This window comes from Streptomyces sp. NPDC044719 (assembly GCF_056433405.1).
The window spans coordinates 24,003-49,752 of sequence record NZ_JBWKHE010000016.1; the positions used below are offsets into that span (position 1 = coordinate 24,003).

A 25,750-nucleotide genomic window follows, 5' to 3' on the forward strand; every position below is an offset into this window, starting at 1 on the left:
CGCGAACGGTCGTCGTTGGGATGGACAGAGACGCTGAGGATCTGGAGATCCCCCCAGGGGAAGGCCGCACGGGGCACGCGCGTCAGCAGTCGCGTGGGGCTACCAGGCCGGATTCGTAGGCGAGGACCACGAGGTGGGCTCGGTCACGGGCGTGGACCTTGACCATGGCCCGATTGATGTGGGTCTTTGCGGTCAGCGGGCTGATCACCATGCGGTCGGCGACTTGGTCGTTGGACAGGCCATGGGCGACCAGGACCACGGCTTCGCGTTCGCGGTTGGTCAGCTCCTCCAGCCCCGCGTCGGCACCCGGGTGGGGCGGCTGGCTGATGTAACGGTTGATCAGCTTGCGGGTGATCGACGGTGCCAGGAGGGCGTCACCGCGTGCGGCGACGCGGACGGCGTGGAGGAGGTCCTGCGGCAGGATGTCCTTCACCAGGAAACCGGCGGCGCCGACGCGCAGCGCGTTGAACACGTACTCGTCCATGCCGTAGTTGGTCAGGATGACGACGTGCACCCGGTTCAGGGTCGGGTCCGCGGCGATGCGCCGGGTTGCCTCGATGCCGTCGACGACCGGCATCTGGATGTCGAGGAGCACGACGTCGGGCAGGTGCTGCCTGACCAGAGCCAGGCCTTCCTTGCCGTCGGCGGCCTCAGCCACCACCTCGATGTCATCCTCGAGGTCGAGGAGTGCGCGGAACCCGCTGCGAATGAGGGGCTGGTCGTCGACCAGCAGGACACGGATCATGGCGTTCGCGCGACGGGGAGCTCGGCTTGGACGGTGAAGCCGCCCCCGTCGCGAGGCTCGGCGCGCAGGTGGCCGCCGAGGGCGGTGACGCGTTCGTGCATCCCGAGCAAGCCGATGCCGGGCAGCGGGGGGCTGTCCGCCCTGGCCCTGCCGTCGTCGTCGACGCGTATGGCGAGGACGTCCGGGCGGTAGTCGATCCGGACCGAGGCCATGGTGGCGGCCGCATGCCGGGCGACGTTGGTGAGGGACTCCTGAACGATGCGGTAGGCGGTCCGCTCCACCGCAGCCGGCACGTCGCATCGCTGTCCTTCGATCGTCAGCGTCGTCTCCAGTCCGTTGGTGCCCGCCTGTTTCACCAGCTCCGGTACGTGGCCGAGACCGTGCGGCGGGGTGGTGTCGTCGTCGCGGAGCGCCTCCAGGGTCGCGCGTAGCTCCCGGGACGCCTCCCGGCCGGCCTCCTGGATGGCCAACAGGGCTTCTGGTACCTGCTCGCCGTGCTTGCGGGCCACGTGGACGGCGACTTCGGCCTGCAGTTTGACCACCGAGATCTGGTGCGTGAGCGAGTCGTGCAGCTCCCGCGCGATGTGCAGCCGTTCCTCGTCGGCCCGGCGCCGCGCGGTCTCCTCCCGGGTGCGCTCGGCCTCGTCCGCCCGCCGTTCCGCCTGCCGCAGTGCTTCACCCGCGGCACCGGCCGCGATCAGCCAAGCGATCTCGAGGGCGCCCCGGGCCCGGGCGAACGCCTCGCCCATGTTCTGCAGGGAGACCAGGGCCCCGAGCGGGAGAGCGGCCAGCATGATGACACTCGCCACCACCGTGAGGGTGCGGTGTCCCTCCCGTACCGCGGCGTACACCGCGAAGAGGTACGCGACGGCCGGCACGTCGAGTCCGGCCGCCTGGTGGCCAACTGTGCACAGTCCGGTGACGGCCAAGACGGGAATCGGGGCCCGGCGGCGTGCGGCCAGCGCCAGGCCGCCGGCCACCAGCAGTGCGTACCCCAGAAGGTCGAGACTCGTCGCGGAGCGCTGCTCGGACAGCCCGGTCACCAGGGTCGCCGCCGCCACACCGACGGCGATCCCCCAGTCCCTGGTACCGGCCCCGACAGCAAACCGCTGGTTGCTCATGCGTGCACCCTAATCGGGTGCCGCCGCAGGGGAGTCCGGCCTGCGGATGATCAGGCGGCTACCGCACACGCAGTACTTCCGCGCCTCCTGCGGCGTCCGCAGTAGCAGGCTGCGGCATAGGCGGCAGCGCGAAATGTCTGCACCTGCTGGACGACCGGCGGTGGGCCCGGCGGACAAGCTCGCAAGGCACCCATTCGCAGGAGGAGAAGGAGAACCTTCATGTCAGTCCGATCTGCGGTTGTCGTACCGGCAGTCGCGTACGTCTCGGCCCAGGCGGCCGACGTCGATGCCTATACCCTGACCGCCGCGCGATTCTGGGCCACCTTGGCCGCGTTGCTGGGGCTGGCCGGCGTGGTCATCGGCAAGATGGCGCTGACCCGTTCCACTCGCCGTATCGGCAACGGCGGGAGAACGGGGGCCATCGTGGCCCTGGCGTCAGGAGGGATCGCCGCGGTCGGCGGTGCGCTGAATCTTGCCTTCGCCGACGGTGGCCCCGGCACCGGCAATGGGGTAGTCGGCGGCGCTTTGGCCCTGGTGCTGGGGCTCATCGCCACCGTCCTCGGCTGGCTTGCTCTGACCCGCTCCCGCGCCACCGCACCCGCCGACCAGCCGACCGGCTGACCGCCGCACATGCGAGCGCGTGTTCGGGGCCCGCTGCCGGGCACCGCCATGCCGACGGCGACCCCCTGGCATGCAGTGCGCCGCCACCCGAATCGCCCGACAAATCGCCCCCCCTGCCCTGACCGCGTCCGGATCCGCCCGTCAGCAGCCGCCCGCTCTCCACCGAGGATGGCGAGCAGTGAGCCGAACGCGGCGACAGCCGCACCGATCTGTACCACCGGGGCCAGTCCCGGCACCCGGCCTGCCGGACCGCCTCGGCCAGCGGCGCCGCATCGCCCGCCAGTCCCTTCGGCCCACGCACCGCGAGCACGGCCACAGTGACCCCCGCGTACACCACCAAGGTCAATGCCCCGCTCGACTGTAGTTACAGTGATGGATCACCCACGGAGCCAGGGAGCAGCGCTGGGCCGCCCCCGTAGACAGGACATGGAGAACCGGGTCACCACCTGGCGCGCAGCACGCCGTCACTGTCCGGTAGAGCAACGTGGAAAAGTGGGTGGCGTTCGTCGAGGGCCAAAGGCAGGGAGCAGGCCGCCCTGGCGCCCGCCACCAAAGTGGTGAGCTGTTGGTGGTGGGTCTCGTCGACGGTCACGTGGCGAATGGTTCCGTTCGGCGCCTCCCAGACGAAGTCCACGGATTCGTTTTCGGACAGCTCGGCAAGGACTGCATCGACATCGGGGGTGAGGTCGGGCCAGACGGCCAGGAGTGCGCGTGGGCCGAGCGCGGCGCGGACGGTATCGAGGTTGTTCTCGGTGAGGCGGTGCCAGCGGGTGGCGTTGCGGAGGTAGGTCTCCTCCAGGAGGAGCGTCTGCGGGGCGGCCAGTTCCGCGCGTATTTCTTCCCAGAACTCCTCGTCCGCAGCCTGTGTCACCTCTGATTTCTCAAGGTCTGCGGCGTAGGGGGAGGCCGTGATCGGTTCCGCGAACAGGCCGAGCTCGCAGGTCCGGGCGACTGCTGCTTCGCAGGGCTGGTCGTGGCCGACGTATAGATACTGATCCCATCCGACGTGCACGGTGAACGAGCCCTGCTGCTCCAGTCGGCACCAGACGCCCTGCTCGCGGAGCATGGCGCGGACCAGCTCCAAGGCGACCGGCACTGAAACCTTGGCACCGTCGTAGTAGCCCGTGAGGTCGGGAGGGAACAGCCCAGCGAGGCCATGTCCGTCAACCGGCGGCTCCAGGCCGAAGTTGACGAAACCGGTGACCTCCGGTTCACGGATCTCCAGCCGGTCCACGCCCGATCCCTGCGCGAAGGCGGCGATCGCCTCCAAGCAGGCCGCTTCGACCGGCCCATGGTCGCTCACCGTGTCCTCAGGGCCGTTGTAGTGCCCTCGCTCGTCGCGGTCGGCGGGGTTGTATTTGGATATCCGGTGGACGAAGGATGGCGGCACACTGCTCCCTGAACTGCTGGGCTGTTGGAAGGGGGAGGTCAGCGTAGTTCGTGACAACCGCCTGCCGGGTGTCTGCCGTGGCCTCCACCGTCAGCCTCCTCGGCAGGAGCGCGTACACCTTTCCGCCGCTGTCACAACAGTCCGGGATTTCGCGCTGACGTCTGCGAAGCCTGCCTCCGCATGACCGGCACGCTGACGCACCCCTTGCAGACAGCTCCTCCGAGCCGCCGTACAGCGAGTCACCGGCGACTCGCTCGCGCGTTTCTCTTCGATATGTCCACGTGTGGTCCCCGGAAATCGAGCTTCCCTGGAGCAGATATGTACACCACCTGTCGATCATTCGGCAGGTTCGGCGATCAGAGCTGTACCGATCTTGCGGAAGCCGAGTCGCATGTAGACGCGACCGGGCGTCGGCCACCAGCTCCGCGGTGACCGCGAGTGCGAGACCGCGACGGCGAACCGAGGGAAGCGTTCCGACGCCGGCGATCTCGCTGATTCCTGCGAGCGGTTGGTGCTGGCCCGCCGATAGCGCCGATCCGTGCTCGACAGCCGCGGCGACCACCGTCAGACCTGCCCGGATACGGAGCATCGAGCGTTCCACCGATCCGTCAGCGACGCGGGCGTCGACCGCTTCCGCCAATCGCGGCGTCCCCGCGAGGCCGACGTGGGTTCCAGGCTCGGCAAAGGCGAGGTAGGGAACGGACAGGGCGCTGGCCAGTACCGGATCGTCCGCCTCGCTTTGGAACGAGGGCAGGTCGTCGCCGGGACTGTCTCCGCAGTTCGCGACTTCGGGGTGTTCGTCCACGTCGATGGCGAACCGGACGGCCTGTGCACCGGCTTCATCCGGGTGCCGGACCGGACGTGGGGCTGAATCGACCACCCCTCCGAGCCAGTTGAGGCCGGCCAGCGGATCACCGCTGAGGTGATCATTGCCGAGGCGCGCTCCGGCAGGTCACGCTCTCGTTGAAGGCTCTACAGGAAGATCCACTCGTTCAGTTTGCGGATCAGGTCGGCCGATTCCTCACAGGGCCGATCACCAAGATCATTACCTTTGGGGTGTTCGTGCAGCTGGCTCCCGACGTTGTGGGGTTCCTCCACCTCTCAGAGCTGACTGACGAACCGGTCGAGACTCCAGGACAGCTTGTCGATGAAGGCGAGCTGATCACGGTGAAGGTCGCCGAGGTCGATCTCCAGCGTCACCGGGTGCGGCTGTGCGCGGCCGGCGGAGCGGACACATCCCAAGAAGCGTGACCGCGGCGCCGACAAGCACGTCCTGCGCGACCCGCGCGACCCGCGCGACCCGGGCGGACCGGACGAGTCGGCCGAGCAGGGCATGCCGATGGATTAGAGCGGACAGATGCTCGAAAAGTCTCTGCGGATGGGGACGAGTCAGCGCAACGTCAAGCGCTACAACCGCCAGGAGCCGACGGCATACGACAAGTTCGACAGGCGGATCGAGGGCTACACCAAGGTCGTCCTCCACGCCCACGAGTGACACGGCTCCCGGTCGTCCTACCCACGACCGAGCAGCACACGTATCACCGGTCACCGGCGCCGTGAGGTAGGGCCTAAGTCAAAGCGGGGGCCAACACTTCGCCGAGATGGCCAGGGCGGCCGTCGTCGGAGCCGCTGATGTGGGTGGTGTGCGGCCGGAGGCTGAATTGACAGGGTTTGCGCGCGGGGCGAACCTGGAATCAGAGGCCTTGTATGGCCCCTCACCTGCGACCAGACTTGCGTTCGTCGACTCCGGCCGCGCCCGAGAGGAGACTCGCATGCACGGGCATGTGCGAACCATCACCGGGGACGAGCCGATCTCCATGATCAAGGTCAGCGTCTACCGCCCCGACCTCACGCTCATCGACCACGCCTACACCAACGACGACGGTTCGTACAGCGTCGACGTGCCCGCCGGTGAGACGGTCACCGTCCGGTTCGACACCCATTACTCGCTCAACAACGCGGACAGCTGGCAGCCGTCGCTGGTCACCGACGTGGTCGCCGACGACGCCGTCCCGCTCGACCGCCATCTGGTCCCCGTGGGCCAGTTCGCGGATACGGCGCGCGGTATCGACGTACTCGCCGCCAACCTCCTGGCCTCGGCCGTGGAAGGTCCGGAATACGCCGCCCACGCCACGACCCGGCTGTCCCAGATCAAGCAGAACACCCTGTTCCTGCAGCACATCCAGAGAGCCCTCCTGGAGCACTTCACGGAGCAGGCCGACGCCTGACGGGCCGTTGCGCCGTGCGAGCACGGCCGCCTCGCGGGCGCTTTCGTACATGAGAGGGCCAGGTGCCCGTCTCCGCCGCACGCGAGGGCGAACCGCTGCGGAGTCCGCAGCCGAACGGTGCGGTCCACCGGCACACGACTGCTCACGGCCCTGCGCGCCTGTTGTGCGGTTGTGCGAGGGGTTGCGACCAGCGCGAACAGTCCCTCCAGCGCGTCGGCCGCCCGCCGGGCCTGCTCGCGTGCCAGCGCACGCGTCATCGTCATGACGAGCGCTCCGCTGCCACGGACAATCGCGAAGGCTTCCTCGACATCGTCCGCCGTCAGGCGCGCCTGTGACGAATACGTGCTACGACGAATACGTGCTGCGCCCATTGTAATCGAGCCGGAACTCGCTGATTCATCGCCCACGTGGATTCATCGCCCACGTGCCGCAATGGGTGTATCGACCACCGCGGCGGCGAGGCGGCCGACCGCCCGACAACCGACCGACCGACACCGTAGAAATGTCGCGTTCCTCGACGATGTCGACGGACCGGCGCCTTGCGCCTGCCCGTCAGAGCGTGATCGGCAGGTCCTTGCGCGCCTGCTCGAGATCGTCCTCCCAGATCCACAGCCGGTGCTGGGGTGGCACCTGATGGTAGCCGTACAGGCCCACTTCGGTCAGGGTTCGCAGGTCCACGCACACCCGCTGGTAGGCCTGACCGATCGTCTTGGCCGGATCGTTCACCTCTCGGGCACCGAGCTTGATGCAGGCCCGGTATTCGTATCCCAGCAGGAGGTCCTGTCCGAACTGGGCCCAGACACCGAGCTGCTGGGTCCACGCCGAGTCCGCCTCGTCCAGCAGGAGGTTCAGGTCGCCGGTTGGCGGGATGGAGGGGTAGATGAGGAAGGTCGCAGCCCAGCCGAGAGCCACCATGTCAAGGTTGAACGTGCGCCGACGCGGGTCGTCACGTGGCGGCAGCGGATCGGACGAACCGCCACTGAACCAGGGCGCGGTGTAGGCGAGCAGACGTCCGTTGCTCTCGACGAGCTCGCCGGTGGCTATCACGGCCAGCTTGCGCTGGGAGCCGTCGGGGCGGACCAGACGAGTGGCGACCATGTCCGAGTGCGCCTTGGCCGCCGCCTTGCCGGCTGCCTGATGTCGCTGCGCTGCGTCGGGAGTGATCCGGGAGACGAGATAGTCACGCAGGTCTTGCGGCAGTGCGTCATAGGTGCCGTCCAGCAGTCGCTCCTTGGTGCGGTCCAGAGCAGCCTGGGCGGTGGCGGGGGCGCCGCCGAATTCGCTTTCCGGGGTGTCGATGGACACCATGCGAATCGCCATTGCGATGTTTGGAGTGTCACCATCGGTAACGCTCAGGAATTTGTAATCCTTGGCGGGCCGACTAGGGCCCACGAAGCCGAGATCGATCATGGTCTTGTTCCGGTCTCATGTGACTACGTATGTCAATGCACGCAAGCTCCGGCGCCCGGAAATTGCTTCGGCATTCAATCGCGACCGGCTTCGTCGGCTCGGAGGCAAAACTGCCGGTCACGCCTGGGCTGTGCGACCTAAGTCGAGAAGTCCGTCACTCCGGCATCAATGAGTGAGATTGCTATGTCCATTATGTTCCGCCAGGGAGGTCAACGCCACCGCTGTGTAACGGTTGGTAAATCAATTAGCCTGGTCCTGCTGGCGGTTTACCTCACCTGGGCGACCTTGCCGTCCCTGCGCGTGACGCCAGCGCGTTGCAACGCTGCTGCCGGATCACAGCGAGGAGGACCGGGCGCAGAACGCCGAGTACCTCGTCGAGGACGAGTACCTGATGGCCGGCGTCGGAGGGCTGCTCGTGAAGCGCGACGGCCGCGCCCTGCCCCGCGGGCATCGATGCCGTCGCGCTACCGAAGACGCTCGACCACCGCGACAGACAATGCCCCGACTGCGACGCCCCCTAACGACCTCGTGCACCGTTGGCCGTGGCATGTCGAGGGTTGCGGTACTGACGGTGTTCACGCTCTAAAGCTGCGCGTGAAGAGTGTGCCTTGCACTGCTGCTCGTGCCGCTCCTCGAACCTGGCGGGAGCATTCTTCTTGAACTTGCGGTGTGACGGTGTGACCACCCGTAACCAGCATGCCGGCACGTCATGCGCGGTGCCGTGGCGCACACTCACCAGTGTGGCCAGCAGTCGGTCGACGCAGACGAGCTTGTGCTTCGCCTCGCCCCTGCTCCAACAGCCCGCCGCCCGGCCGAGCCGTCAAGCGTGTCTGATGATGCTCGTGCCACAACGGCCCCACCCCAGCTACGAGTTCAAGTGATCCCATCCGGTGACAGCTCAGTGACCGGTACTCCGCCACGATCACTCACGCGCCCCAGCCCCCACCATGCGCAGTTCAACGAGCCACCCGAGCGCCGAGCCACGGCCAACCGTGCACGAGGTCGTCAGGCCGTGTCTTCAAGCGGTTTCCGTAGCGCCGTACCCGGTCGGGCGCGGGCCGAGCAGACCGGTCGCCCCGGCTCTCGGCGCGCCGCTGGACGGCAGCCTGCTGCACCGCCGCAATATGTGTGAACCGGGCGGCCGAAATGTGATTGAGCGCTCCCGACTGTCGCCAATAGGTTCAGCTCGTGAAAGACATCGACGTGCTCGTCCTGCACGGATCGCCGGGCGCCGGGAAGACGACCCTGGCGCGGGCCGTCTCGGAAATCCTGCGGGACGCCGATCTGGCCCACGGGGTGATCGACCTGGACGAGATCTCGCTGGTGCATCCCGACCAGGGCCGTTCCTTCGCGCGCGAGAACCTCAAGGCCATCTGGCCCCGCTACGCTGCGGTCCCCGGTCTCAGACTCCTGCTGCCAAGCGTCATCGCGGACGAGGAGGAACTGGTGCTCCTGCGCGAGGCCCTCCCCGGCGCGAATCTCGCCGTGTGCGAGCTGACCGCACCGGAGACCGCCCTGAAGGAGCGGGTCACGGCGCGTGAGCCGAACGAGTTCTGGCGGGAGGGCCTGCGGGGCTGGGTCGAGGTGTACCACGCGCGGAACGATCTCGACAGGATCCGGGACTTCCTCGTCTCCACGCACGAAAGGTCGGAGGAGGACGCGGCTCGAGAGGTCATCGAAAAGGTCGGTTGGCTCGCTGCATGACACGCCGTCGGGTGCGGATAGCGCGTTCAGCGCCCCGCACTGGCGCCTGGCCGCCACCTATCCCGGTGGGGGAGCAGCCCAGGATTCCGGCGCCTACACGCACCCCAGGGCGATGCCTCTGGCCCGGGGCAGCGAGAGACCCCGGTCCGTACACGGCGCCCCGGGGCCGGCCCGACAGCGTCGGGGCCCCGCCCAGTTGAGTCCGAGGCTGGCAGGCGCGGTGAGCTTGTCGGGGGGCGTCTGCTCTTGCTGTTGCTCAGGAAGGCGGCCAGCTTCACAGCCTGATCTCTTCCATCCGTCGGGTGGGGCCGCTCGTTCGCCTGGGGCATGCAGGGCTGCTGAGCAGGACGGTGGGGCTGGGTCGTGCACGTACTGATGGAGATGTGCAGTCCTGTGTGGCGCGCTTATGCCCGTGCAGGCCGATGTGGAGGGGCCGTGATCCCGTCAGCGCTCTCCTCTGTGCTCTCCGGGGCTGTGCTGCCCTCGACGGTGTCGTCCGTATCCTCTGCCGTTCGCTTTGCCGTGGGGCGGCTGACCGCCGCCGTGCCGGTGGCGCTGCCCGTCGTCGGGCCCCTGCTGCGCCCCCGCACGCCCCGGCTGTGGCAGACCGCCGGGGGCCTGCAGATCGAGGTCCGACACCTGGGGCGGCCCGGGCGGTGGGCGGGCACGACACGCGGGCTGGAGGCCGCGCTACGCCAGGTGCCAGGGGTCACCCGTGCCGAGGTGAACGGCGCGCTGGGCTGCGTGTACGTCGGCTGCGGGCCGGAGACCGACCTGGGTCGCGTCGCCGGCCTCGTCGCCGCCGCGGACGCCGCCGAGGAGCAGGAAGGTGGGGGTGCCCGCCGTTCCGAGGCTGTCCACCGCTCCGAGGCTGGCCGCCGGGCGCGGCGCTCGGTCGGCTTTCCGGGGGCGGCAGGGCCGCGGATCGGCGCGGCCATCCGGCTCGGCGCGGGTCTGGTGGGGGGTGGGGGGCGTCGGCGGGCGGCGCATTGCGGCTTCGGGGCCTGCCGCCGGTGGTGCTCTCGGCGCTTCAGTTCGTGGAGTCCACGCCGCCGCTGAGCTAGGGCATCGCCCGCCGTATCGGTGAGACGGCCACGGAACGTGGCTTCGCCGTGGCGAACTTGGTGGTGACGACGCTGACGTTCCGGCCACTGGGCGCAACGGTGGCCTCCGTCGTGGCCTGGGCCCGGTACGCGGAGGTGCAGGCGCGCCGCAGGGCTTGGGGGGGCTTGGGGGGGGGACTGGTCGCGTCGGCTGGCCGTGCATGAGGGGGCCTACCGTCACGACGCGCTGCCCGGGTACGAGCGGCCCGCTCCGCTGCCGCCGGGGCCGGGCGACCGGTACGCCAATGTGGCGGCTCCGGCGTCCCTCGCGGCGTAGGGGCTGGCGGGGATCGGCACGCTCAGCCATGACCGGGGGCTGCATTGCTGATCGCGGGGACACCGCGCGGTCCTCGGTTCGGCCGGGAGTCGTTCTCGTCGTCGGTTGCCCGGGCCGCCTCCGACCGCGGGGCGCTGGTACTGCGTCCGGCCGCGCTGCGGGGCACTCCGTGATCCTCGCGCTCTCCGAGGGATTCGTGGCGACGGCGGTCGCGCTCGCGCGGCGCGCGGGAATCGAGGTGGAGATGCCCGAATCGCTGTCCGGTCATACGCGTGGTGGTCCAGCGCAACGTGCAGGTTCCCAGCGATCCCGGACCGCGTCAGCCACCATCTCCACCGCGCTGGACACCCGGGCGCGGGAGATGGACCGCTGGATGGCCCGCTGAGCCGGTGCATCCAAGACCGCCCCTCGCCGACCCAACACCCGGGACTGTCTTGCCGTTTCTGCCTATTGCCCCACCAACTGAGACATCCTCTTAGTTCGGGTCGAGGACGGCCTGGATGGCCGGGGCTAGGCCGCCTTCGATCTCGTCCGGCGTCAGGGCGGTCACTGCCGGGAGGCGCAGCAGGTAGCGGGTGAGTCCGAGACCGAGAAGTTGCGCGGAGACCAGGCCGGCGCGGCGCGCGGCGAGTTCCGGGCCGAGGGCGGCGGACAGGGCCGGGGCGACCTGCGCCGCGAAGATCTCGTGCATCCGCGCGGCGGCCTGTTCGTTGGTGACCGCCGAACGCATTAGGACCAGCAGTGCGTCGTCGGCCGGGTCGCCTTCCCAACGTTCGAGGAAGTGCCGAACCAGGGCTTGGGCGAGGTCATCCGCCGGTACGTCCGTGAGGTCCAGCAGTCGCAGGTCGATGGCGAGTGTCGCGTCGAAGAGCTGTGCCTTGTTGCCGAAGTAGCGCATGACCATCGACGGGTCGATGCCGGCGTCGGAGGCCACGGCTCGGATGGTGGTGCGCTCGTAGCCCTGGGCTGCGAACCGCTCACGTGCGGCGCGCAGGATCGCGGCCTTGGTGCGGTCTGAACGCCTGTCAGTGCTGGTGATCTCGGTGCCTTGCGTCATGCCAACGACTGTAGGCCAACATGTGTTGACTTCTCAACGTGAAGCAGAGCATCATGTCAACGAGCGTTGGCCAACATCCGTTGGCAAGCATGTGTCGACCTGGCTCCTAGAGGGGAAACCACGACATGAACACCACCGAACTCCCCGGCCGCACCGATGTCGCCATCGTCGGCGGAGGGCCGACCGGGCTGGCGCTCGCCGTCACGCTCGCTTCCGCCGGTATCGACTTCGTCGTCCTGGACAAGCAGGCCGAAGGCGTGAACACCTCGCGTGCCGCCGTCGTCCACGCTCGCACCTTGGAAGTCCTGGACGAGCTGGGAGCCTCGAAGGAGCTCATCGCGCGAGGCGTTCAGGTCACCCGCTTCGCCGTCCGCGACGGCGCCCGCCGACTGCTGACCGTGCCCTTCGACCAGCTGCCCACGCCCCATCCGTACACGCTGATGGTTCCTCAGTACGAGACCGAGAGCGTGCTGCTGGACCGACTGCGCACGCTCGGCGGTGATGTGCACCGCCCCTACGAGGTCGCTTCCGTCGTACAGGACGAGGAGGGCGTGACGCTCACCATGACCACCGGCGAGAAGCTGCGCGCCGCGTACGCCGTCGGCGCCGACGGCATGCACAGCACCGTGCGCGAAGCCGCGAGCATCGGCTTCACCGGCAACGCCTACGCCGAGTCCTTCGTGCTCGCCGACGTCACGATGGACTGGGCTCCCGGTCCCACGGAGGTCTCGCTCACCTTCGGCACCAGGGGACTCACTGTGGTCGCCCCGCTCCCCGGCGGTCACTACCGGGTGGTTGCCACCGTGGACGATGCGCCCGCGGCACCGGACCTCCCCTTCGTCCAGCATCTGCTTGACGATCGCGCCCGCGGCCAGGCCAAGGTCACCGGCCTGGCATGGTCGTCACGGTTCCGGGTGCATCACCGGGTCGCCGACCGCTACCGCATTGGCCGTCTGCTGCTGGCCGGCGACGCCGCCCATGTGCACAGCCCCGCCGGCGGCCAGGGAATGAACACCGGAATCCAGGACGGCTACGCTCTCGGCCGGGCGATCGTGTCCGGGCGGCTCGACGACTACGAGGCACAACGCCGCCCCGTCGCACAGCGCGTGGTCGCCTTCACGCACCGGATGACCCGCGTGGCCACTACGCGCAACGCGATGGCCCGCGGGGCGCGCAACATCGTGCTTCCCCTGCTCGGTCACACGGCCATGCCCCGGAAGCTTGCCACCGAACTCGCAGAGCTCAACTACCGGTAGCTGCGCCGCCGCCACGGCGGCTTGGCCATGAGGGGGGACGCCGGTGGGGGAGAGATCGGTGCGGGGAGCTGGCAGCGCGTACGTGTTCGTTCCCTGCGATATGCCCGGCGACCGCGAGCTAGGAGGGCTGCGGTCATGACGCCGCTCCGTGCCATCGCGATCCCGTCAGCCCAGCACCGTCGAGTCGTCCGTCGCGGGCTGGATCCACCCGACCAGCCCAGCTATCGGGGCTGGTTACACAGGAAGCAGCCTTCCCAGTACGGAAGGCCGCTGAGGACGCGGTGACGCGTGCACGACGCCATCGCCGCCCCGTCCGGCCCCGGGAAGTGGTGGTAAGGGCCGCTGCCGGTCGGGGTGAAATATGCCACCATGCTCCTGAACTGATCCAGATAGCCATGCAGGCGGGGCGGGTGGTAGCCCAACTCGCTCCAGCGATGTCCGCTGGCTGCGAGAGTCGTGGCGCGCAGTACGAAGTCCTTGGACCGCGCGCGCTCGGACTCGCTGGCGCCCCAGTCGACCTCCTCCAGGTGGAAGCCGACCGTACCGCGGCCCATCACGTTCTGGTCCTGCAAGATCAGTAGCGCCGCGAAGCGAAGGTCCCAGGCCTCGGATGCAAGATCGGACACGGCGAGCATCAGTACCTCAACAAACGCCTCGGTGCCGCCGTTGGACAGATCCAACTCCCGGCCTCCACCAGAAAAGATGTTCGCCACCTGGCCACCGTATCGTCGGGCTACGACCCTTCCTGGCTGGTCTCGAAATGGGGAACATCGTTCGGGCATAGGTCGGCCCGAACACGGTGTAGAGCTACGAGCCCTTCACTAAATGGGTGCTCCTTCGACCTAGTCCTGCGGAGCTGCGGAAAGCACCATGTGGCAGTCCGACCAGGCAGGTTGGCTCAGCAAGGGCTGGAATCGGGCAAACAGGGCGAGGAGTTCGGCTCCCCACTTCTCGCGAAAGACAGGATCAATGCGGGCAAGGTCGAGTTCGTTGGCGGCGGACAACTCAACGAAGTCTCGCCGAAGTTGCGGCTCCAGAGTATGGAGACGTCCGGTGAAGCGATTCCGGAAGGCTCCGTCGGCGTCTGCGAGCGTCGGATAGGTGGCCTTCCGGTCACACGACGCGTAGAGATGCACAATCGCTTCAGCCTCGGCACCGATCACCTCTGCGAGTTCGGTGCGGCTGTACGGAGACAGCAAGGCGGTAGGGAAGCCGTCGGTGCCGTAGAAAGCGTGACACAGGCCCGCGACCTGGAGGGCGGGGCGGGCGCCCCATATGGCGAGTTGTGCCTGGACGCGCTGGAGATGGGCGACGAGAGTGCCGCCCGGATGGACGATGTCCGCAGCACCGAGCTTGCGAAGTAGCGCCATGGCCTGGTCGGCAGCGGTGGGAGAAGCAGGCACAGGGCGGTGTCCTTCCGTCGCTTGAGGTCGGCACCCGTCCGCGCCTTCGCCTGTGGTCCGGACCCTGCGAAAGCACCGGACGGGTTGCCGCCTGGGCCCTGCACTGATCATCCTGGACTCCCGTAACCCCAGTCAATCCTATGGATTTGTAGCTATACCCAAGCTATAGCTAGGGGTTATGACTTTGGATGACCTGCGCATCTTCGTGGCCGTGTGCAGAGCGGGAAGCCTCAGCGCCGTCGCCCGGGAGCTGGACTGCACGCAGTCAGCGGTGAGCCAGCATGTGAAGCGGTTGGAGCGAGAGGCCGGTGTGAGCCTCCTGGAGCGCCAGCCACGAGGCGTCGTGCCCACACACGCGGGGCGCGTCCTGTGCGACGCCGCCTCGGACAGCATCGCCGGCCTGGATCTGGCCCTGCGGCGTCTCGGGGACCTTGTCAACGGCGACAGCGGCTCCGTGCGCGTCACCACGGGCGGAACAACCGTGCGGCACTTCATGTCCGAGGCCATCGTCGCCTTCCGGCAGCGCTACCCGAAGGTCAGTCTGGAGTTCCAGACAGAGACCTCCAGCCGCAACTGCTTCGACGCCCTCAGCGCTGGCAACCTGGACCTCGCCTGGGTCACGATCGACGGCCCAGTGCGCGGTATCGAGCAGCGCCCTGTCGTCGCCCTGCCCTGGGTACTGGCTGTCCGCGCCGACGATCCGCTCGCGGGCCAGCCCTGTGTCAACACAGCTGAATTCAGCGACATCAGCCTCATCCGACTCCCTCAGAACTCCACCTCAGGCGCCCGCCTTGACGCCGCGTTCACCGAACTCGGTGTCCGAAGCAGCTCCGACACCAGCGTCGCCGACTGGGACACCGCCCTCCTGCTGGCGGAGCTCGGGCTGGGCCACGCCGTCGTGCCTGTCGCGCCCGGCTGGGAGGTACCCGGTGACGGTCCCCTCCGCCTCCTCCCCATCCCCGATCTGCCCCCGCTCCCGGTCGGCTGGGCCGTCCGCCGCTGGGACTCCCTCACCCCGCTCGCCCGGGTCTTCGCCGATACCGTCGCCCGCAGCTGTACGGAGAAGTCCGCCAACGCACAGCCATAGGGCTTGTCTGATGAATGATCACCTGTGGGCTCAGAATGCCGGAGGCTTGTTGATGGAGGGTGGCCACTGTCAGTAGGCGTCACGTCTCCCCCGTGGCGGGCTATGACGACGAGGAGTGTCAGCGGTGTTGGAGACCTATATCTTTCCTGGTACCGCGAGGGCCGGATGGCCGAGTCCGAGTTCCGCTCGGTCACCGACCACTTGGTCCAGTCCGGGCTGACCGTCGAGCACCCGGTGCTGGGCTGCGGGATGTTGTTGGACGTCGTGGGGGAACAGGTGAAGCTGCCTGTCGGGTACATCCTGGAGCTTGTCGGCCTGTCGGTCGGGCCGCTCTGCATGCAGTTCTGGGCACACCACCCCGGCCAGCTGGAACGCGGCCCCCTTACGGGGCCGGCTGTAGAGGAGCAGCCCGTTGCCATGGCCGGGGCTCTGGTCTCCGCATACGACGGCCTTGCCAGAAACCGAGCGGACCAACTGCATGAACGCCGGCCACAGTGCGGCGTCCATGCCCGCGTGACCGAAGAAGTCCGCCAGCCACTCCTGCTTCCGCGATGGCCAGCCGGCGGTCTGCGGCGGCCAGTCTGCGCTGCTCGGAGGCCAGTCGGGCTCGCTCGGTGGCAGCGGCCTGCTGCTGTGCGGCCTGTCGGTGTTGCTCGGCGGCAGCCGCCTGCTGGACGGCCGCCGTATCGGCCTCCAGCCGGGCCCGGGCTATGGCCTGGTGGACGTAGGGGTGGGCGGTCCACCACACCGTGCCGTCCGGGACGGTATGGGCGTGGACCCGTCCCTGGAGAATCCACCGGATCGCATCGTCCACGCAACAGCTGATGTGCGTCCACGCCGCCTTCGTCTTAGCGGTGCGTGGCGCGGCCCAGGTGTAGCGCGCCATGCCATGGCGCACTGTCCATGCGTCCCCGCGGTCCCTGGTGGCCGCTAGCCGCAGGGAGGGCACGCCGCGCTCCCACGGCCGTTCCTCCAGCGCCACCCAGCACACCGCCACACCGTTCGCCGCGTAACGGTGCGTCCGCATCCGCGCGTCCTGCGGCGTCATCGGCGACAACTGCGCCAGCAGCGCCATGAACGGCCGACCCTGCCCATCGAAGGCCAGCACGTCGGCACGCCAGGTCCGGGCTTCGCTGCCGACTTCCAACTCAGCTCTGAAACCGCCGCCCGGGCGGCGTTGGCCAGCTCCAGCCTTCAGCAGGTGATGCTCCGGCGACTCGTTCGCCAGCTCACAGCCGTCCGGCCGCACCTGGTGGGGAGAAGTGCCTGGCAGGGTGCGGGGAGGCGCGCGCGAACACCCTTCCCCGGCACTCCGGACACGCCAGCTCCAGCCCTTTCACGCAGTGGACGTCCGCCCAGGACCGGCCACAACCGAGATCGTCCAGCGACGCATCGAGCCGGCCCCAGATGATGCGGCAGCAGCCGCGCGTCCTCCGCTCGCCGGGTGTCAGCGGGCCTGGGCGCGGGCGCTGTAATGCTCCTGCAGCCGGCGGAGCAGCGCCTCCAGAGCCCGGCCCTTCACACCGGCTCGGCTGCCGAACCGTCATCGAGCTAGGCGACCCGCTCGGCTACCGCACAGCCCAAGATCTTTTGAGAGCTCCGCCGGACCGACCGAAAGGAGCTCAGCAGCACCAGGACGAGCGCCCCGGCCCCCAGAGATAGGGAATCGCAGCCACAGCCTTCAAGTTTCCCTCACAGCTCTCGTCCACCCGCTCCCGGGCCTTTGCGGTCTGCTCCCGCAGGACACAGGCTCACGTTTACATGAAGCGCTGCGCCGCTCTCGTCTCCAGGGATCTGGAAGATGCCCGGCGTGACGCTCGTAGGATGCCTACATGCCCGGGCCGATACCGATGAGCCGCCGCACGTGGGTTGCCGCGTGGGCGGTGCTGTGCGTCGCCGGTATCGCTGCCACCGCCGCACTGAACGCCTTTCCGGCGCCTGACCCGCAGCCCGAGAAGCCCGTCAGCGCCGAGTGCGCCGAGTACATCGCAAACATCGAGACGCAGTTGGCCAAGGCCAAGAGGGAAGGCAACGGCGACGGCGTGCTGGCCTTCACGCGAACCCGGGTCGGCGCGGACGACTGCAGCGATGAAATTCGCGACCACTTCAGCGGCGACCGGTGAGCTGCCGTACAGGGCTCGCCGTGATGGCGGCGCTGATCTGCGCCGGTGCCGTGGCGATCATCGCCGTGAGCGCCGCGACGGAACCACAGCCGCAGCCCACTCCGCCGCGGGTGTACTCCTCCTGCCTGGCGGCCGGCACCAAGCCGACGCCTGTGGGCGACGACCCGTGCGGCGGCCGTTGAAGAACCACCGAGTGACTGTCCCCCGCAGGACGGCGACCGAGGCCCCTGCCCGCCCGCTTCCCTCCGGCCAGCGCCCGCAGCCGGGAGGCCACCAGCGCCGCCCCGGGCCCCCGAAGAGGCTCAGCACAAGCAGGAGCCAGCCGAGCACAACGTGGCCCAGGCCCAGCGCGGAGAGAGCCAGGCCCATGGTGGGCCGCACGCACCTTGGCCCGGGAGGGACCTCGTTGCCGTGCGGCAGCGTGGTCAGCCGTCGCGGCTGCGCAGGGCACGGAGCCCGACGTCGTACGCCACCGTGCCGAGCGCGAGGACCACGAGCGGCCACACGAGCGGTGATGCTGCCGGGATGGTGCCGTGGACCAGGGCCGCGCCGACGCTGCCGGTGCCGAGTACCGCGGTGCACGACCGAATCCCCGGCAGGGCGACCCGCAACACCACCTCCCGGCGCAGGGCGGGGCGGGCTGCGGCGGGGTCGGGGGCGCTCATCGGCCGCTCAGCGTGGCCGCCTCGGCCGCAGGAGAGCTGCCGGTGATGCGCCCAGCAAGCCGCTTCACCTTCCGGCGGACCTTCTCGGCCTGTCTCTCTGGCTCCGCAGCACCTGCGGCCATGGCCGCTTCGCCCCAGGTGGTGACCCCACGGGCGCCGAGACGTCTGTACCCGGGCGGCGAAGGCCTCCACCCCGTCGCCCTGACCCGCACAGAGACCGCGCACATCGAGGCCGCGGCGAGGACATCGATGAGGACGACGTGGCCCGAAGAACCTGGATCAGCTGCAAAACAGCGGAGTCCTCGCCAGTGACGGCCCCCTTCTGAGGGCTGGCGCACACGGTGGTTGATCATTCGTGATCGAGCCCCAGGGCTCCTACCTTGCGGCGGACGACATCCTGAATCAGCCTCCCAGAAGACGACGGCTCTCTCGATCCGCACTTCCCCGACAGCGTTTACGGCACGCGGCCTGAGGTGCTCGAGCAGTTGACCGGGCATGTGGCAGCGATCAGCAACGGTGACCGAGCCGACGCGTGCCGCACGGGGTGCGAGTGATTCAGCAGCGGTTGCAGTGCACAGTGCCGCAGGAAGCCGACGGGAGTCGCCTCCTCACCATCAAGATCGAGGATGGCTACTGAGGGGGCAGGCGACTGCCAGGCCATCGGTGCGGAAGGACCCCCGTCCCGCGGGGTTCTTTCGCCGTTCACGACAACGAGCAGCAAGCTGTCCACCCGGCCCCGCCGGCGAGAACAGGTGCCTAACCGCGGCGGCCGCCACCGCCGCGGCCTCGGTCTGCCCCTCGGGTTCGCGCTTCAGATCGCCCTGTCCGTTCCGCGCGGTCAGGTGCGAACGTGCAGCCCGAACCCCGTGCGGCCCGCGGGCTCCAGTCCCTCCTTCAGGTGCAGCGAGGGGATCTCGTAGTCGCCGAAGTTCTGCCGCCGGAACGCGATCGGCTCGGTCGACTCCAGGGTGAGCAGACGCCGCTCCCATGCCTTGGCGACGTCCGGGTAGCCCTCGCTGGTCATCCGGTCGGTGCCGTACAGCACGAACGGCGGCAGCACCTCGATGCCCGGGTAGTAGAGGATGCCGTGCTGGATCGGGAACAGCAGATCGTCGATGGGGCCGTTGATCCCGCGAGCGGCGTAATGCGGCTCCGGGCCGCCGGCGGTCACCGACAACAGAGCCCTCCTGCCTGAGAGGGTGCCTTCGCCGAAGCGCTCGCCGTACTTGGTGTCGCTGTGCTCGCCTACGCCGTATGCGAAGTGCTGCGTGAAGACCCGGTCCACCCAGCCCTTGAGGATCGCGGGCATCGAGTACCACCACAGCGGGAACTGGAAGATGACCGTGTCGGCCCACAGCAGCTTCTCCTGCTCGGCGAGGACGTCCCGGGTGAGCGTCCCGGCATCGAAGGCCCGGCCCGAGTCACGGGCGACCTTCAGCCGGCGTGAGGCGTTGGGGCCGTAGTCCTCGGCGTCCACGACCGCTTTCCAGTTCATCGCGTACAGGTCGCTCACCCGTACCTCGTGTCCGGCGCTCTCCAGCGTGAACACCGCGAGGTCCTTCAGCGAGCCGTTGAGCGACTTCGGCTCCGGGTGCGCGTAGACGATCAGTGTCTTCATCAGAACTCCTTCGGATCAGATGCCTTCGATCCTGGACGCCACGGCGCCCGGCGTTCAGGGGCTCATGCTCCGTCGGACGGGACTTCCTGGTAATGGCAGGACCACCTTCACGAGCACCGCCGAGGCCATACTGAGGACATGGACGATCTTGCGGGCTTCCTGCGGACCCGGCGTTCCCGGGTCGACCCGGCCGCCGTCGGCATTCCCACCGACCGACGCCGCCGGGTCGAAGGTCTGCGCCGCGAAGAGGTCGCGCACTTGTCCGGAGTCAGTGTCGACTACTACGTCCGCCTGGAGCAGGGCCGTGCGACCCAGCCCTCCGAGCAGGTCCTTGACGCCCTCGCCCGCGTTCTCGAGCTCGACGAGACCGAACGGGGGCACCTGTACCGGCTCGCCCGGCAGCGCCGCCGCCGCGGGAAGGCACCGGGCGGGCGGGTCCGTCCCGAACTGCTGCGCGTCCTGGACCTGGTCGCCGACGGACCCGCGCTGGTCATGAACCACCGCCTGGACGTGCTCGCCGGCAACCGCCTCGCCGGGCTGCTCTACGGCCGGCCGATGCCGGGTCTGAACACCGCACGGCACCTCTTCCTCGAGGAGGCCGAGCGCGGGCTTTACGCGGACTGGGAGAACTGCACCCTTGACGTGGTCGGGCACCTGCGCCTGGCCGTCGGCAAATATCCCGAGGACCCGCGCCTGGCCTCACTCATCGGCGAGCTGGCGATGGGCAGCGAGCGCTTCCGCCGCCTCTGGGCACGCGCGGACGTGCGCGCCCGCACACATGGACGCAAGGCGTACCGGCATCCGCTGATCGGGCTGCTGGAACTGCACCAGGAGAACTTCCTCCTGCCGAACGAGGCAGGCATGGAGCTGGTGGTGCTGTCCGCGGCCCCCGGTAGTCCTGCCGAGGACGGGCTGCGCCTGCTCGCAGACCTGGGCGCGACCAGCGGTGACGGACATCCCACAGTGAACGCTCAGGTCCGCGAGCAGACGCGGGGGGCCGCACGGACTTCAGAGGCTCCTTGATCGAATTGCGGAACACCGGCATGGCGAAGGGAATGATCGGTAACCGCATCTTCGCCTTGAGCTGGGATGCCGTTCGCGCTTGACGTCGATGCGGGTGCCGTAGTCCGTTCAGTGTCGCCGCTCCTGCCCAGGCGCGGCTCCAGCTGGCAGACGACTCGGCGCCCCGTTCCATCAGCCGCACGCTCCCAGGCCCTTCTCCAGCACGTTGATCCGGCGGGTGACGGCGGGGCCGTCAACTTGGACGAAACCACTCGGTGAACGGCTCTGACAAGACGGCATCGGCGGTGATCGCGTCGGCTACCTGTTCGACCGTACGGCCGTCAGTGTCGATGCGCAGAACACCGATCCCGGCATCTTCCAGGCTGGCGGCCGATGCCACCGCCTGGTCGGCGACGTGGAGCAGGCGTGTGACGGACTGCCCCCGCAACGGGTCGCCTGGTTGGGCCCAACTGCCGCCTTGTCCACGGGACATGATGCGTTCCGTCAGGTGCTGCCGTCCGGCGTGCAGTCGGCACAGCGTGAGCTCGGCTGCAGGCAGCGCCTCAGCGTACGTCTTGACCGTGGCCTCGTCCTCGACCGGGCCGGACATGATCAAGCACTGGGCCCCGGCCGCACGGTAAGTCCGCCACACAGCGGCCAGGTTGCGGGCCTTGACCCGGTGGTTGGCGGGATCATCCGGAATCGGGCGGCAGAAGCCGAGCTGGTCGAGATCGAGATACGCGGCGGTGGCACCAGCGCCCAGGACTCTTTGGTAGACCTCGAAGCCGACCGTCGACTTGCCGACGCCGGTCGCGCCGCACAGCCACAGAACCGGAAGATCAGCGGAAGACTCCGCCTGCGCCGAGGCCGAGCTCCGGCCCGCAGCGGTGACCGCCGACGGCTCGGGCCCGTCAGCTGACCGGCCAAGAGCCGAGGCCGGCCATCCGCCGGTTCGCTCCCCGACACGCTGCGCCACCTCGTTCACCAGCAATCCGCTGGTGTCGACGCAGGCGTCCGCGAAGGTGCTCGCGTCCAGTGCGTCGGCTTCCCGCAGCACCTCGTCGACCAACGCGGCAGGACCTCCGCGACCGGTGAACCGCTGCCGAAGCACCACCCGGTCGGCACGCAGGCGGCAGACTGTCACCGCTGCCTGCGGAATCTGCTCGACGTGCACTCCGCCGGCGGGATCGACGACACCCGAAACGATGAGACACCGGGCGCCGGCCGCCCGGAATCCGGCCACCACCGCATCAACGTTGTGTGCCTTCATACGGTGCCGCCCTGGATCCCCCGCGGGCTCGGGGTAGCAGATCCCCAACTGGTCAATGTCGACGAAAGCGCTCTCGATCCCGGCCCGTATGAGCTGGGAGTACATCTCCCAGGCGACCGTGGTCTTACCGACTCCTGGCGGACCGCAGAGCCACAGCACGGGGAACGCAGCGCCCCTCACCGGCTTGCCGTCAGATCCGGGTGACGCGCCGTGAGCTCCGGAAGCGCGGGTTCGATGACAGAGACCATAGCCCCGGATTCTCTCCATCGTGCATGTGCTCGTCGACAGATTTTGGCGCGCTCGCGGAACGCCCCACGAGGATCAGGAACAGGCACTGAGCTTGTTCTTTATGGTCCGAGTCGCTTTGAGAGTGCGTGACGCCATCCGATCAGGCGCTGAATAGGGTTGTGGCCATGGTCAAGGGGACGGGGCGGCGGCCCGAAGCGGATCTCGACAGTGGCGTCGAGGACGTGACGCTGTCCATCCTGGAGTGGCTAGGCGAGCAGGGGGTCGGTGCCATGATCCGGGTCGATGCGGAGCGCATGCGTGACGGTCAGCCGGCGTGGACATTCGCTGCTTCTGGTGGGCCGCTGGACGGTGGGTTGAGGGCCGACGGGGCCTCGGTCGCCGAGTGCATGGGCGTGGCGCTGCTCCGATTGCGTGAGTCTGGGCTGGCTGTTCCATTCTGACGTGGTGTTCCGCCTCTGAGTTGATCGCGTTCGGTGATGCTTTCGGGTCGTTTCACGGTCTTGCCTACGCCGTAGCGGGTGGCGGGCCGCCGGTTCTTCGAGCCAGGTGGCCTTCCCGGTCCGGGAGTTGCGAGATTTTTTGGTGCCTGAGCGGGGCAGTGCAGGTGAGGGCGGAGGTTCCGATACCTGCTGCGGCCTCGGGCCGGGGTGAGCCGGCCGGGCTTGTCGAACCTCCTCAGGAACGCCTGCCAGCGCACGTCGACGTCCTTGGCTGTTCAGGCCGGTGGCGGACGACCAGAGCCAGAGCGGGAGCGGGTCGCCTCCGGCAGGCAGGCGGTCGACCTTGAGGCGGATCAGCGTGCCTTCGATGATGGGGAGTTCGCCGGTGTGGTCGATCCAGGCGGAGTGGGTGGTCAGTCGGGGATGGATGCGGTCCCAGGCCTTGGTGTGGGCGGTGCTGTACCGGTCGGTGACCTGCGTCGTGGCCGCGTCCGGCTCGCCCCAGGTGTCGGGCCTGGCGAAGCGGAACTCCTTGCCGTGCTTCGGCGGTCGCCCACCCTGGGGATAGGCCCGGGCGTACTCCGTGGGCGTGGGCGTCGGCCGTCGCATGACGCGGTCGGAACGCATCCGCCAGAGCACTTCGACCGGGAGGCCGGCCAGGAGGTGGGCCATGCGCGGGGCGTCGTAGCCAGCGGTATCGGGAGATTTCGCGTCTGCCTTTGTATGAGGACGGCGCGAGACGATTACTCAGTCGGTGATCGCGACAGTGACGCGCTCGCCTTCGAGCTGCTCCAGCTGCTCGAGCGTGGCGTCGTAGGTGCCCAGGTGGATGGTCTGGTCGGAAGGAGGGGTGCCCTCGCCCGAGTACCAGAAGCCGATGTTCCCCCAGGGCACGAAGTAGAGCAGGTCTCCTTGCCCCAGGGCCGACCCCGGGGAACCCGCATATTCGAGCTTGCGGGGCAGGTAGCTGATTTTCTCCTCGCCGGCATACTCCTCGAACGTGAGGGTGAGGGGCAGCATCGACATGAAGTCGCGGACGGCAGGGTTGTCCTCGTCGACCGTCACGTCCACCGAGGTCGCATCGGAGGAGAACCGGATCACGGCGCCGACGATCTCATCGCCTGTCTTCTCACTGGCGTCGGCAGTGTTGTCCGGCGTTGTGGGCCTCGATGACGGCGCCGTGGCGGATCCAGAGCTCGGGGAGTCCTCGGGTTCTACGGGCGTCGACGTGCAGGCAGTCAGCGCCAGCAGGAGGGAGGCAACACCAGCCGCGGACATGGTCTTCAACTTCATGAGGAAAACTTCTCTCTCTGAGCATCTCGATTCCTCTGTGCTCACGTAGTCGGTGCCAGACGCAGGAGCGGGCCGAGACGTAGGCACGGCCGGTACGAGGTGAGGCGTCGGCCGTGGTGATGCAGGTTCTGCCGCCGCTGGGGTCCGGACGTGCTCGTCGGAGGCGAAGACATCCATCTCAGGCGGGCTGACGTGGGGTGATCTCGACGGTCGCGGCCTGGGGGCCGGCAGCGAGTATCGGTGGCAGGTACGGGCTGCTGGCGTACTTGTTGCGGTAGGCCGCGTCGATCTGATCCTTGAGCGACGGATCCGCGGCGGCGAACGCGACCAGACTTGGCTCACCGACGTACGGAGGAGACGTCTGCAGGGTGCTTCGGTGCGCCCATAGTGGCCCCGGACTCCACGACAGGCCGGCGGGGGTACCGGCCTGTCATGGAGCGCTTTCGGTCAGGCGAGGTTCTTGGTGAAGAACTCGTCGAGCTTGCCGAAGGGGATGATGTCCTTGCGGTCGTACAGGTCGACGTGGTCCGCGCCGGGGACGACCAGGAGGTCGACGGTGTCGGGCGCCATCTTCTGGACGTCCTCGGAGTAGTAGCGGGAGTGCGCCTGGGATCCGGTCACCAGAAGGGCCTTGCGGGGCGCGAGCATGTCGATGTTCGTCATCTGCTGGAAGGCGAAGAACGACATCGGCGTGGTCCCGGTCCACGCGGTGGTGGAGTTGATCGAGCGCGGGTGGTAGCCGCGCTTGGTGCGGTAGTAGTTGAAGAACATCGTCGTGATCGGGTCGGCGTCCGCCGGGAGGGTCTCGGGCAGACCGCGGTCGGAGGGGGCGACGTTGCCGTTCTCGTCGAAGGGGACTTCGGCGGAGAGCCGCGCGTAGGTGCCCCTCTCGGCGTCGATCCAGCGCTGCCGACTCAGGTGATCCACGACCTTCTGGCGCTGCTCACGCGTGTAGTAGTCCTGGTAACCGCGGGACATGGCGCGCGACATGTCGTACATCGCGGACGTGGCGACCGCCTTGATACGGCTGTCCGCGGCCGCCGCGGTGAGAGCCATGCCGCTCAGGCCACAGATGCCCTGCGCGCCGATCCGCTCGCGGTCGACGATTTTCTGCAGGCCGAGGAAGTCGACGGCGGCGCTCCAGTCTTCGGTGTTGATGTCGGGCGAGCCCACGTCGCGCACCCTGCCGCCGCTTTCCCCGGTGAAGGAGGGGTCGAAGGCGAGGGAGATGTAGCCGCGGCGGGCGAACTCGTTGGCGTAGAGCCCCGAGACCTGTTCCTTGACCGCGCCGAACGGGCCGCTGACCGCCAGGGCGGGCAGCTTGCCCCTGGCGTTCTTCGGCACGTAGAGGTCCGCGGCGAGTTCGATGCCGTAGCGGTTCTTGAACCGCACCGAGGTCCGCTTGACGTTCTTGTCCAGCGCGAACGTGTAGCCGCCCTTGGCCGCGGACTTGCCCTGTCCTGTGGCGCCTGCCGCGCGTCCGGAATCCTCACCGAAGGCGGGCAGAGCCGTGAAGGAGGCGGCGGTGGCGGCGCCGGTGGCGGCGATCAGCCCGAGCGCTTTGCGACGTTCCATGGAGTGAACCTCATCTATTCGATCAGTGGTGGAAAGGGGTGTGGCGGTCGGTACTGTCGTGACCGGGCGCGATTCCAGGCAGCGCTTCTGCGCCAGGCGTGACAGGTCGGGTT

Annotated in this window: 27 protein-coding genes and 2 pseudogenes; 13 read left to right on the forward strand and 16 right to left on the reverse strand. The window is 68.5% G+C overall.

Translation table 11 applies throughout. The features are described from left to right. Positions 1-82: 82 nt before the first annotated feature. Together AC07DF_RS40155 and AC07DF_RS40160 are read right to left on the reverse strand one after the other, a co-directional pair. Complete coding sequence (locus AC07DF_RS40155) at positions 83-745, reverse strand: response regulator (protein ID WP_478982343.1); 663 nt, start codon at positions 743-745, stop codon at positions 83-85. After that, a complete protein-coding gene (locus AC07DF_RS40160) occupies positions 742-1,866 on the reverse strand; it encodes a sensor histidine kinase (protein ID WP_478982345.1) in 1,125 nt (374 codons plus the stop codon). The genes AC07DF_RS40155 and AC07DF_RS40160 overlap by 4 nt, the downstream gene beginning before the upstream one ends. Before the next feature lie 219 nt (positions 1,867-2,085). On the opposite strand from AC07DF_RS40160, the gene AC07DF_RS40165 reads away from it, so the two are divergent. Then, on the forward strand, positions 2,086-2,487 hold the full coding sequence (locus AC07DF_RS40165; RefSeq protein WP_478982347.1) for a DUF6223 family protein: 402 nt from the start codon (positions 2,086-2,088) through the stop codon (positions 2,485-2,487). Positions 2,488-2,926: 439 nt separating this feature from the next. On the opposite strand, the gene AC07DF_RS40170 is transcribed toward AC07DF_RS40165, so the two are convergent. Further along, positions 2,927-3,877 (reverse strand): RNA-binding protein, encoded by a 951-nt coding sequence (locus tag AC07DF_RS40170; protein ID WP_478982349.1) that lies wholly within the window; start codon positions 3,875-3,877, stop codon positions 2,927-2,929. A gap of 538 nt (positions 3,878-4,415) precedes the next feature. Here AC07DF_RS40170 and AC07DF_RS40175 point away from each other — a divergent pair. The 4 genes and pseudogenes from AC07DF_RS40175 to AC07DF_RS40190 all read left to right on the forward strand — a co-directional run bounded on the left by AC07DF_RS40175 (position 4,416) and on the right by AC07DF_RS40190 (position 6,105). Next, on the forward strand, positions 4,416-4,748 hold the full coding sequence (locus tag AC07DF_RS40175; RefSeq protein ID WP_478982351.1) for a hypothetical protein: 333 nt from the start codon (positions 4,416-4,418) through the stop codon (positions 4,746-4,748). A 92-nt stretch (positions 4,749-4,840) separates the two neighbouring features. Beyond that, positions 4,841-5,128: a S1 RNA-binding domain-containing protein gene (locus AC07DF_RS40180; protein WP_478982353.1), complete on the forward strand. Its 288-nt coding sequence runs from the start codon at positions 4,841-4,843 to the stop codon at positions 5,126-5,128. A gap of 40 nt (positions 5,129-5,168) precedes the next feature. After that, positions 5,169-5,372: pseudogene (locus AC07DF_RS40185) on the forward strand (aldehyde dehydrogenase); the annotation flags it as partial. A gap of 277 nt (positions 5,373-5,649) precedes the next feature. Next, the gene (locus tag AC07DF_RS40190; RefSeq protein ID WP_478982355.1) at positions 5,650-6,105 is read left to right on the forward strand and encodes a carboxypeptidase regulatory-like domain-containing protein; all 456 of its coding nucleotides are present in this window, start codon (positions 5,650-5,652) and stop codon (positions 6,103-6,105) included. 552 nt (positions 6,106-6,657) lie between these two features. On the opposite strand, the gene AC07DF_RS40195 is transcribed toward AC07DF_RS40190, so the two are convergent. Further along, a complete protein-coding gene (locus AC07DF_RS40195; protein WP_478982357.1) occupies positions 6,658-7,515 on the reverse strand; it encodes a hypothetical protein in 858 nt (285 codons plus the stop codon). A 1,188-nt stretch (positions 7,516-8,703) separates the two neighbouring features. Here AC07DF_RS40195 and AC07DF_RS40200 point away from each other — a divergent pair. Continuing rightward, positions 8,704-9,219 (forward strand): hypothetical protein, encoded by a 516-nt coding sequence (locus AC07DF_RS40200; protein ID WP_478982359.1) that lies wholly within the window; start codon positions 8,704-8,706, stop codon positions 9,217-9,219. 690 nt (positions 9,220-9,909) lie between these two features. Here AC07DF_RS40200 and AC07DF_RS40205 read toward each other — a convergent pair. Beyond that, on the reverse strand, positions 9,910-10,080 hold the full coding sequence (locus AC07DF_RS40205; protein ID WP_478982361.1) for a hypothetical protein: 171 nt from the start codon (positions 10,078-10,080) through the stop codon (positions 9,910-9,912). Positions 10,081-10,768: 688 nt separating this feature from the next. On the opposite strand from AC07DF_RS40205, the gene AC07DF_RS40210 reads away from it, so the two are divergent. Continuing rightward, positions 10,769-10,984, forward strand: coding sequence for a DUF6086 family protein (locus AC07DF_RS40210; protein ID WP_478982364.1), 216 nt, complete (start codon positions 10,769-10,771; stop codon positions 10,982-10,984). A 90-nt stretch (positions 10,985-11,074) separates the two neighbouring features. Here AC07DF_RS40210 and AC07DF_RS40215 read toward each other — a convergent pair whose 3' ends face one another. Beyond that, entirely contained in the window at positions 11,075-11,656 is a 582-nt protein-coding gene (locus AC07DF_RS40215) for a TetR/AcrR family transcriptional regulator (protein ID WP_478982366.1), read from the reverse strand. Between the two features lie 125 nt (positions 11,657-11,781). On the opposite strand from AC07DF_RS40215, the gene AC07DF_RS40220 reads away from it, so the two are divergent. Further along, positions 11,782-12,912, forward strand: a complete 1,131-nt coding sequence (locus tag AC07DF_RS40220) for an FAD-dependent oxidoreductase (protein ID WP_478982368.1) — start codon at positions 11,782-11,784, stop codon at positions 12,910-12,912. Between the two features lie 221 nt (positions 12,913-13,133). Here AC07DF_RS40220 and AC07DF_RS40225 read toward each other — a convergent pair whose 3' ends face one another. Together AC07DF_RS40225 and AC07DF_RS40230 are read right to left on the reverse strand one after the other, a co-directional pair. Further along, positions 13,134-13,625, reverse strand: coding sequence for a hypothetical protein (locus tag AC07DF_RS40225; RefSeq protein ID WP_478982370.1), 492 nt, complete (start codon positions 13,623-13,625; stop codon positions 13,134-13,136). 129 nt (positions 13,626-13,754) lie between these two features. Then, a complete protein-coding gene (locus tag AC07DF_RS40230) occupies positions 13,755-14,282 on the reverse strand; it encodes a DUF6817 domain-containing protein (RefSeq protein WP_478982473.1) in 528 nt (175 codons plus the stop codon). Positions 14,283-14,493: 211 nt separating this feature from the next. On the opposite strand from AC07DF_RS40230, the gene AC07DF_RS40235 reads away from it, so the two are divergent. Continuing rightward, positions 14,494-15,402 (forward strand): LysR family transcriptional regulator, encoded by a 909-nt coding sequence (locus AC07DF_RS40235; RefSeq protein ID WP_478982372.1) that lies wholly within the window; start codon positions 14,494-14,496, stop codon positions 15,400-15,402. 135 nt (positions 15,403-15,537) lie between these two features. On the opposite strand, the gene AC07DF_RS40240 is transcribed toward AC07DF_RS40235, so the two are convergent. Further along, positions 15,538-15,909 carry a hypothetical protein gene (locus tag AC07DF_RS40240; protein WP_478982374.1) on the reverse strand — a complete coding sequence of 124 codons (372 nt, stop codon included), beginning with the start codon at positions 15,907-15,909 and terminating at the stop codon, positions 15,538-15,540. 1,325 nt (positions 15,910-17,234) lie between these two features. Here AC07DF_RS40240 and AC07DF_RS40245 point away from each other — a divergent pair. Both AC07DF_RS40245 and AC07DF_RS40250 read left to right on the forward strand, forming a co-directional pair. Continuing rightward, entirely contained in the window at positions 17,235-17,525 is a 291-nt protein-coding gene (locus AC07DF_RS40245) for a hypothetical protein (RefSeq protein ID WP_478982376.1), read from the forward strand. Continuing rightward, a complete protein-coding gene (locus AC07DF_RS40250; RefSeq protein ID WP_478982378.1) occupies positions 17,522-17,707 on the forward strand; it encodes a hypothetical protein in 186 nt (61 codons plus the stop codon). Before AC07DF_RS40245 ends, AC07DF_RS40250 begins: the two co-directional genes overlap by 4 nt. Positions 17,708-17,950: 243 nt before the next feature. Here AC07DF_RS40250 and AC07DF_RS40255 read toward each other — a convergent pair whose 3' ends face one another. Together AC07DF_RS40255 and AC07DF_RS40260 are read right to left on the reverse strand one after the other, a co-directional pair. Then, a complete protein-coding gene (locus tag AC07DF_RS40255) occupies positions 17,951-18,190 on the reverse strand; it encodes a hypothetical protein (RefSeq protein WP_478982379.1) in 240 nt (79 codons plus the stop codon). A gap of 838 nt (positions 18,191-19,028) precedes the next feature. Then, entirely contained in the window at positions 19,029-19,808 is a 780-nt protein-coding gene (locus AC07DF_RS40260) for an NAD(P)H-dependent oxidoreductase (protein ID WP_478982381.1), read from the reverse strand. 138 nt (positions 19,809-19,946) lie between these two features. On the opposite strand from AC07DF_RS40260, the gene AC07DF_RS40265 reads away from it, so the two are divergent. Beyond that, entirely contained in the window at positions 19,947-20,831 is an 885-nt protein-coding gene (locus tag AC07DF_RS40265; protein ID WP_478982383.1) for a helix-turn-helix transcriptional regulator, read from the forward strand. 232 nt (positions 20,832-21,063) lie between these two features. On the opposite strand, the gene AC07DF_RS40270 is transcribed toward AC07DF_RS40265, so the two are convergent. After that, positions 21,064-22,185, reverse strand: coding sequence for a hypothetical protein (locus tag AC07DF_RS40270; protein ID WP_478982385.1), 1,122 nt, complete (start codon positions 22,183-22,185; stop codon positions 21,064-21,066). A 308-nt stretch (positions 22,186-22,493) separates the two neighbouring features. On the opposite strand from AC07DF_RS40270, the gene AC07DF_RS40275 reads away from it, so the two are divergent. Next, positions 22,494-22,769 carry a hypothetical protein gene (locus AC07DF_RS40275; protein WP_478982387.1) on the forward strand — a complete coding sequence of 92 codons (276 nt, stop codon included), beginning with the start codon at positions 22,494-22,496 and terminating at the stop codon, positions 22,767-22,769. A gap of 14 nt (positions 22,770-22,783) precedes the next feature. On the opposite strand, the pseudogene AC07DF_RS40280 reads toward AC07DF_RS40275, so the two are convergent. From AC07DF_RS40280 to AC07DF_RS40295, 4 genes and pseudogenes are all read right to left on the reverse strand, one after another. Beyond that, a pseudogene (locus AC07DF_RS40280) lies at positions 22,784-23,462 on the reverse strand (transposase); the annotation flags it as partial. 54 nt (positions 23,463-23,516) lie between these two features. Further along, the gene (locus AC07DF_RS40285) at positions 23,517-24,062 is read right to left on the reverse strand and encodes a cyclophilin-like fold protein (protein WP_478982389.1); all 546 of its coding nucleotides are present in this window, start codon (positions 24,060-24,062) and stop codon (positions 23,517-23,519) included. Between the two features lie 178 nt (positions 24,063-24,240). Beyond that, positions 24,241-24,471: a DUF2255 family protein gene (locus AC07DF_RS40290; protein WP_478982475.1), complete on the reverse strand. Its 231-nt coding sequence runs from the start codon at positions 24,469-24,471 to the stop codon at positions 24,241-24,243. Between the two features lie 38 nt (positions 24,472-24,509). After that, positions 24,510-25,637 (reverse strand): alpha/beta hydrolase, encoded by a 1,128-nt coding sequence (locus AC07DF_RS40295; RefSeq protein ID WP_478982391.1) that lies wholly within the window; start codon positions 25,635-25,637, stop codon positions 24,510-24,512. Between the last annotated feature and the right edge of the window lie 113 nt (positions 25,638-25,750).